At 58.3% G+C, this 7029-nt stretch carries 6 protein-coding genes; 4 read left to right on the top strand and 2 right to left on the bottom strand.

The window, feature by feature from the left end; translation table 11 throughout:
- Positions 1 to 110: 110 nt before the first annotated feature.
- Both PSEUDOMOFG3G_RS24660 and PSEUDOMOFG3G_RS24655 read right to left on the bottom strand, forming a co-directional pair.
- A complete protein-coding gene (locus tag PSEUDOMOFG3G_RS24660; protein ID WP_139048755.1) occupies positions 111 to 1331 on the bottom strand; it encodes a CaiB/BaiF CoA-transferase family protein in 1221 nt (406 codons plus the stop codon).
- Positions 1332 to 1344: 13 nt separating this feature from the next.
- Positions 1345 to 2526 carry an acyl-CoA dehydrogenase gene (locus PSEUDOMOFG3G_RS24655; protein WP_025216186.1) on the bottom strand — a complete coding sequence of 394 codons (1182 nt, stop codon included), beginning with the start codon at positions 2524 to 2526 and terminating at the stop codon, positions 1345 to 1347.
- A gap of 157 nt (positions 2527 to 2683) precedes the next feature.
- Here PSEUDOMOFG3G_RS24655 and PSEUDOMOFG3G_RS24650 point away from each other — a divergent pair, with 157 nt between their 5' ends.
- The 4 genes from PSEUDOMOFG3G_RS24650 to PSEUDOMOFG3G_RS24635 all read left to right on the top strand — a co-directional run bounded on the left by PSEUDOMOFG3G_RS24650 (position 2684) and on the right by PSEUDOMOFG3G_RS24635 (position 6911).
- The gene (locus PSEUDOMOFG3G_RS24650) at positions 2684 to 3580 is read left to right on the top strand and encodes a LysR family transcriptional regulator (RefSeq protein WP_076386503.1); all 897 of its coding nucleotides are present in this window, start codon (positions 2684 to 2686) and stop codon (positions 3578 to 3580) included.
- Positions 3581 to 4014: 434 nt separating this feature from the next.
- Positions 4015 to 5136 carry a Re/Si-specific NAD(P)(+) transhydrogenase subunit alpha gene (locus PSEUDOMOFG3G_RS24645; protein WP_139048754.1) on the top strand — a complete coding sequence of 374 codons (1122 nt, stop codon included), beginning with the start codon at positions 4015 to 4017 and terminating at the stop codon, positions 5134 to 5136.
- A 15-nt stretch (positions 5137 to 5151) separates the two neighbouring features.
- Positions 5152 to 5475, top strand: coding sequence for an NAD(P) transhydrogenase subunit alpha (locus tag PSEUDOMOFG3G_RS24640; RefSeq protein WP_003187010.1), 324 nt, complete (start codon positions 5152 to 5154; stop codon positions 5473 to 5475).
- Positions 5475 to 6911: an NAD(P)(+) transhydrogenase (Re/Si-specific) subunit beta gene (locus PSEUDOMOFG3G_RS24635; protein WP_047230081.1), complete on the top strand. Its 1437-nt coding sequence runs from the start codon at positions 5475 to 5477 to the stop codon at positions 6909 to 6911. The genes PSEUDOMOFG3G_RS24640 and PSEUDOMOFG3G_RS24635 overlap by 1 nt, the downstream gene beginning before the upstream one ends.
- Positions 6912 to 7029: the final 118 nt, after the last annotated feature.

Raw genomic sequence — 7029 nt, 5'->3', positions numbered from 1 at the left:
GTCCAGAATTTGCCGTCAACACTTAATTTCGTTTTTCTATCAATAAGTTGCAGGGCATTCGAAAAAGCCACCGTGCCCCTCAAAAAGCCTCTTCTATATAGCAGAGAGAATCAGAGCACCCCAGCCTCTCTCAACCCCGTCACCATCGCCTCATCCAACCCCAATACTCGCTGCAGGACATCCCGCGTGTGCTCCCCTAATAAAGGAGGCGCATTGCGATATTCCACCGGGGTCGCGGACAGCCGGATCGGGTTGGCAACCTGCGGCACTTTACCCGCCAGTGCATGAGGCAACTCCATCGCCAGCCCACGCGCCTGGACCTGAGGATCAGCAAACACCTGGGACAAATCGTTGATCGGCCCACAGGGGACACCAGCCTGCTCCAACTGAGCGACCCATTCGGCAGTGGTCTTGAATACCGTCGCCTGGCGAATCAAAGGTATCAATACTGCACGGTTCGCCACCCGCAACTTGTTTGTCGCAAAACGAGGGTCATCAGCCCACTGCGGCTGACCCGCGACCTCGGCGAACTTTCGGAACTGACCGTCATTGCCCACCGTAAGGATGAAGTCACCGTCCGCCGTAGGAAAATCCTGATAAGGCACTATGTTCGGATGAGCGTTCCCCAACCGCTTCGGCGCGTTACCCGTAGTCAGATAATTCATCGCCTGGTTCGCCAGGCAAGCCACTTGAACGTCCAGCAAGGCCATGTCGATATGCTGCCCGCCGCCGGCATGATCGCGGTGAGCCAACGCTGCCAGGATGGCCACGGCCGAATAGACACCGGTCAGGATATCCGTCAGCGCCACCCCTACCTTCACCGGGCCCGCCCCCGCATCACCTTCAGGCCGGCCGGTGAGACTCATCAAGCCCCCCAACCCCTGGATCATGAAGTCATATCCGGCGCGCTTGGCGTAAGGACCGGTTTGACCAAACCCGGTAATCGAGCAATAGATCAGTTGTGGGTTGATCTCCTTCAGCGAGTCGTAGTCCAGGCCATAGGCCGCCAGCCCACCTACCTTGAAGTTCTCAATCAGAATGTCGGACTTGGCCGCCAACTCCCGCACCAACCTTTGCCCCTCGGGGTGCGTGAAATCGATGGTCACCGATTGCTTGTTGCGATTGGCCGACAAGTAATAGGCCGCCTCGGTCGTATTCTCGCCAGACGCATCCTTCAGGAACGGCGGCCCCCAGGCGCGCGTATCGTCACCACCACCCGGCCGCTCGACCTTGATGACCTCAGCTCCCAGGTCCGCCAGGATCTGACCAGCCCACGGGCCGGCCAGCACCCTCGATAAATCCAGTACCCGCAGATGCGAAAGCGCGCCCATGCCGTTCCCCCTATTAATAGAACGCCTGGATACCGGTTTGCGCACGCCCCAGGATCAGTGCATGAACGTCATGAGTACCTTCGTAAGTGTTCACCACTTCCAGGTTCACGAGATGGCGAGCGATGCCGAACTCATCGGAGATGCCATTGCCGCCCAGCATGTCCCGCGCCATGCGAGCAATATCCAGGGACTTGCCGCAGGAGTTGCGCTTCATGATCGATGTGATTTCAACAGCGGCCGTACCCTCATCCTTCATACGCCCCAGACGCAGGCATCCTTGTAGGGCAAGGGTGATTTCAGTCTGCATGTCGGCCAGCTTTTTCTGGATCAACTGAGTGGCAGCCAAAGGACGACCAAACTGCTGCCGATCCAGGGTGTACTGGCGGGCGGTGTGCCAGCAGAATTCGGCGGCACCCAAGGCCCCCCAGGAGATGCCATAGCGAGCCGAGTTCAGACAGGTAAAAGGCCCTTTCAGCCCACGCACATCCGGAAAGATGTTTTCTTCTGGAACGAAGACGTTATCCATGACGATCTCGCCAGTGATCGAAGCGCGCAGACCGACCTTGCCGTGAATCGCCGGTGCACTCAGGCCTTTCCAGCCTTTCTCGAGAACAAAGCCGCGGATATCACCGGCGTCATCCTTACCCCAGACGACAAATACATCGGCAATCGGGCTGTTGGTGATCCACATCTTGCTACCCGTCAGGCTGTAGCCGCCTTCCACTTTACGCGCACGGGTAATCATCGCTCCCGGGTCGGAACCGTGGTTCGGCTCTGTCAGACCAAAGCAGCCGATCCACTCGCCGGAAGCCAGCTTCGGCAGGTACTTCTGCTTTTGAGCTTCGGTACCGAACTCATTGATCGGCACCATGACCAACGAGGACTGCACGCTCATCATCGAGCGATAACCTGAATCAACGCGTTCCACTTCACGAGCGATCAAGCCATAGCTGACGTAGTTCAAGCCGCTGCCGCCGTACTGTTCAGGAATGGTTGCGCCCAACAAGCCGACCTCACCCATCTCACGAAAAATCGCCGGGTCGGTTTTTTCATGACGGAACGCTTCCAACACCCGCGGCGCGAGCTTCTGTTGGGCGAACTGCTCGGCAGTGTCGCGAATCATGCGTTCTTCTTCGGTGAGTTGCTGGTCCAACAACAATGGATCAATCCAGTTGAAACTCGCTTTACCGGCCATGAAAGAATCCTCGCCAATCAGATTAAAAATCGTGGATTGATCCTAGGCGCGCTTTCCTATCAGAGCAAACGAGGATTACGCACGCTCTTGTGCTAATTTCTCACTCCGTAAACGCCCTGAACCCCGTTTACGATCCTGACGAGTGAGGTTGATGTACATGCGCAGAAAAATCCCCAGCACCGCCGCCCTGGTCAGCTTCGAGGCCGCCGCACGTCATGAGAGCTTCACCAAGGCCGCACAGGAGCTTTCCCTCACACAGGGTGCTATTTGTCGACAGATCGCCAGCCTGGAGGACTTCCTCGGTGTGGAGTTGTTCCGACGCTCACGGCGGGGAGTCAAACTGACAGAGGCCGGACTCTCCTACAGCCGCCGCGTTGCCACTCAACTGGACGCCGTGGAGCGCGATACTCTTTCAGTGATGGGGCATACCGGCGCCAACGTGATAGAGCTGGCAGTGGTTCCGACGTTTGGTACTCAATGGCTGCTACCGCGCCTCAAGGACTTCCAACAGCAGCATCCAGAAGTCACGGTCAATCTGACCAATCGCACGCGGCCGTTTCTCTTTGCGGATACGGATTTTGACGCAGCCATTTATTTCGGCGATGCGGACTGGTCCGGTACCGAATCCCACAAGCTGATGGGAGAAAACCCGATGCCCGTGTGCAGCCCTACCTTACTGGGCAACCGGAACAGCCTGACACCGCAAGCCATCGCCGAACTGCCCCTACTTCAGCAAACCACCCGCCCGTATGCGTGGCGCCAGTGGTTCAACGCTCAAAACCTCAATATCGCGCGAGACCTGACAGGCCCGCGTTATGAACTATTCTCCATGCTTGCCCAAGCGGCGATGCATGACATGGGAATCGCCTTGATTCCACCTTTTTTGATACAGCGCGAGCTGGCCGAGAAACGATTGGTCGTTGCCAATCGAAATGCCTTGTCGAGCATCAAGGCCTACTACCTGATGATCCCCGAACGAAAGGTCGAATCGGCCTCTCTGAGGGCTTTTCGCGATTGGCTGGTTAATCAAGCTAGTAGCTACAGCCTTGATTAACAAGGAAAAAATCTATATCCGACTCCGGTAGTAAGCTAATCAAAAGCGCTACAGATATAAATTTATGTCGCATACAGTCAATCTGTTACGAAATCAGTATCGTAGTCTCATAACCGTTCAAATACGTGGCTTTGAGCCACGTTACGCAGCTCATCAGGGTTCATTCACGTCGCCAATGGAAAAATCGTCAAATTTGGCCTGAAACCCTGGAAAGCCCAGCCTACAAGGGATATATGCCGATCGTTGCGACATTCGGTCACAGGGTGACTTGTAGTTAATTTTCCGTCACCCGTCATAATCCCTTGAAGGGCTGAATTTTCGCCTGCAAAATGCCGCGCCCCGCCTGATTCGGCGGGATCGTGCTGATCGGCCGCCCCAGCCGCACCATCCGAAGTGCCTGGGTTTACTCAATAAGATCACGCAGGAGATTTGACGTGCACATTGGTGTTCCTCTCGAAACCCAGACGGGTGAAACGCGGGTTGCTGCAACCCCGGAAACCATCAAGAAGCTGATCGGCCAAGGCCATAAGGTCACTGTTCAAAGCGGCGCCGGCACCAAGGCCAGCGTTATCGACAGTGCCTATGAAGCAGCGGGCGCCACCATTGGCAGCGCCAGTGATGCTTTCGGGGCCGAACTGATTCTCAAGGTGGTCGCCCCCAGCGACAGCGAACTGACGCTGATCAAGAGCGGTACCGTTCTGGTGGGCATGCTCAATCCGTTCAATAACGAAACCATTGCCAAGCTGGCCGAACGCGGCATTACTGCTTTCGCCCTTGAGGCCGCGCCACGTACCTCCCGCGCCCAGAGCCTGGATGTGCTGTCGTCTCAAGCGAACATTGCCGGCTACAAGGCCGTGCTGCTGGCCGCCCACCATTACCCACGCTTCATGCCGATGCTGATGACCGCCGCGGGTACCGTGAAAGCGGCGCGGGTGCTGATTCTCGGTGCTGGCGTGGCTGGGTTGCAGGCGATTGCCACGGCCAAGCGCCTGGGTGCGGTGATCGAGGCGTCGGACGTGCGTCCGGCAGTGAAGGAACAAATCGAATCCCTCGGCGCCAAGTTCGTCGATGTACCTTACGAAACCGACGAAGAGCGTGAATGCGCCGTCGGCGTTGGCGGCTACGCCCGACCCATGCCCGCCAGCTGGATGCAGCGCCAGGCCCAGGCCGTGCACGAGCGCGCCAAGCAGGCTGACATCGTCATCACCACCGCATTGATTCCGGGCCGCAAGGCACCGACTTTGCTCAGTGCCGAAACCGTCGCACAGATGAAACCCGGCTCGGTGGTCATTGACCTCGCGGCAGCCCAGGGCGGTAACTGCCCGCTGACCGTGGCCGATCAGGTGGTGATCGAAAATGGCGTGACCATTTGCGGTCCGACCAACCTGGCCGGCGAAGTCGCGGCAGACGCTTCGGCGCTGTACGCCCGTAACCTGCTGGACTTCCTGAAGCTGGTCTTCACCAAGGAAGGTCAGTTCGACGTGAACCTGGAAGACGACATCGTCGCCGCGTGCCTGATGTGCCGCGACGGCCAAGTCATCCGCAAAAACGCCTAAGCAGGGATTCAGACAATGGAAGAGCTTATCTCCCCCGGTATCTACAACCTGATCATCTTTGTGCTGGCGATTTATGTCGGTTACCACGTGGTCTGGAACGTAACGCCCGCGCTGCACACACCGCTGATGGCGGTGACCAATGCCATTTCGGCCATTGTGATCGTCGGCGCCATGCTTGCCGCCGCACTGACCGTGACCCCGCTGGGCAAGACCATGGGCACCCTCGCCGTGGCCCTGGCCGCAGTGAACGTGTTCGGCGGCTTCCTGGTGACGCGCCGCATGCTTGAGATGTTCAAGAAAAAAGCCCCGAAAGCCGTAAAAGAAGAGGCGCCCAAGTAATGAGCATGAACCTGGTAACGACGCTCTACCTGATCGCGTCGATCTGCTTCATCCAGGCCCTCAAAGGCCTGTCGCACCCCACTACATCTCGCCGAGGCAACCTGTTCGGCATGCTCGGCATGGCGCTGGCGGTGCTCACTACCGTGGGTCTCATCTATAAGTTGGGCGCCGAGCTGGCTACCGCAGGCATCGGCTATGTGATCGTCGGTCTGCTGGTCGGCGGCACTGCCGGGTCAATCATGGCCAAGCGCGTCGAGATGACCAAGATGCCCGAGCTGGTGGCGTTCATGCACAGCATGATCGGCCTGGCCGCGGTATTTATCGCCATCGCCGCCGTGGTCGAGCCGCAGTCCCTGGGCATCGTCAAGCAACTAGGGGATTCAATTCCGGCCGGTAACCGTCTGGAGCTGTTCCTTGGGGCCGCCATCGGTGCAATCACCTTCTCCGGTTCGGTGATCGCCTTCGGCAAGCTGTCGGGCAAGTACAAGTTCCGCCTGTTCCAGGGCGCACCGGTACAGTTTGGCGGCCAGCACAAGCTCAACCTGATCCTGGGCCTGGCAACACTGGGTCTGGGCCTGATGTTCATGTTCACCGGCAACCTCGGGGCATTCGCCCTGATGCTGGCCCTGGCGTTTGTGTTGGGCGTGCTGATCATCATCCCGATCGGCGGTGCCGACATGCCGGTGGTGGTGTCGATGCTCAACAGCTATTCCGGCTGGGCTGCAGCGGGTATCGGCTTCTCGCTGAACAACTCGATGCTGATCATCGCTGGCTCCCTGGTGGGTTCCAGCGGTGCGATCCTCTCGTACATCATGTGCAAGGCGATGAACCGTTCGTTCTTCAACGTGCTGCTCGGCGGTTTCGGCAACACGGCGGATGCCGCTGGCCCGGCAGGCTCCAAAGAAGCCCGTCCGGTGAAATCCGGCTCGGCTGACGACGCCACCTTCCTGCTGACCAATGCCGATACCGTGATCATCGTGCCGGGCTATGGCCTGGCGGTGGCACGGGCGCAGCACGCGCTGAAAGAGCTGACCGAGAAGCTGACCCATCACGGCGTGACCGTCAAATACGCGATCCACCCAGTGGCCGGTCGTATGCCCGGGCACATGAACGTATTGCTGGCCGAGGCCGAAGTGCCTTACGACCAGGTGTTCGAGATGGAAGACATCAACTCCGAGTTCGGCCAGGCCGACGTGGTGCTGGTACTGGGTGCCAACGACGTGGTCAACCCGGCGGCGAAGAACGATCCGAAGTCGCCGATTGCCGGCATGCCGATCCTCGAAGCCTTCAAGGCCAAGACCATCATCGTCAACAAGCGCTCGATGGCCAGCGGTTACGCCGGCCTGGACAACGAGCTGTTCTACCTCGACAAGACCATGATGGTGTTCGGTGACGCCAAGAAGGTTATCGAAGACATGGTCAAAGCGGTGGAATAACGCTCACTGCTTCGCCACTAACGCCCCGACTTGTCGGGGCGTTTTGATTTGTATCAAGGCCGAACGTTACCGATCCGGTAATAATGTTTTGCCTGAAACGCCCGTAATAGACGCCTTA

The sequence above is a fragment of the Pseudomonas sp. FG-3G genome (assembly GCF_901007645.1).
Lineage (GTDB): Bacteria > Pseudomonadota > Gammaproteobacteria > Pseudomonadales > Pseudomonadaceae > Aquipseudomonas > Aquipseudomonas rhizophila.
Note: the sequence above shows the minus strand (reverse complement) of the source record. Positions and strands in the feature narration are given on the sequence as shown.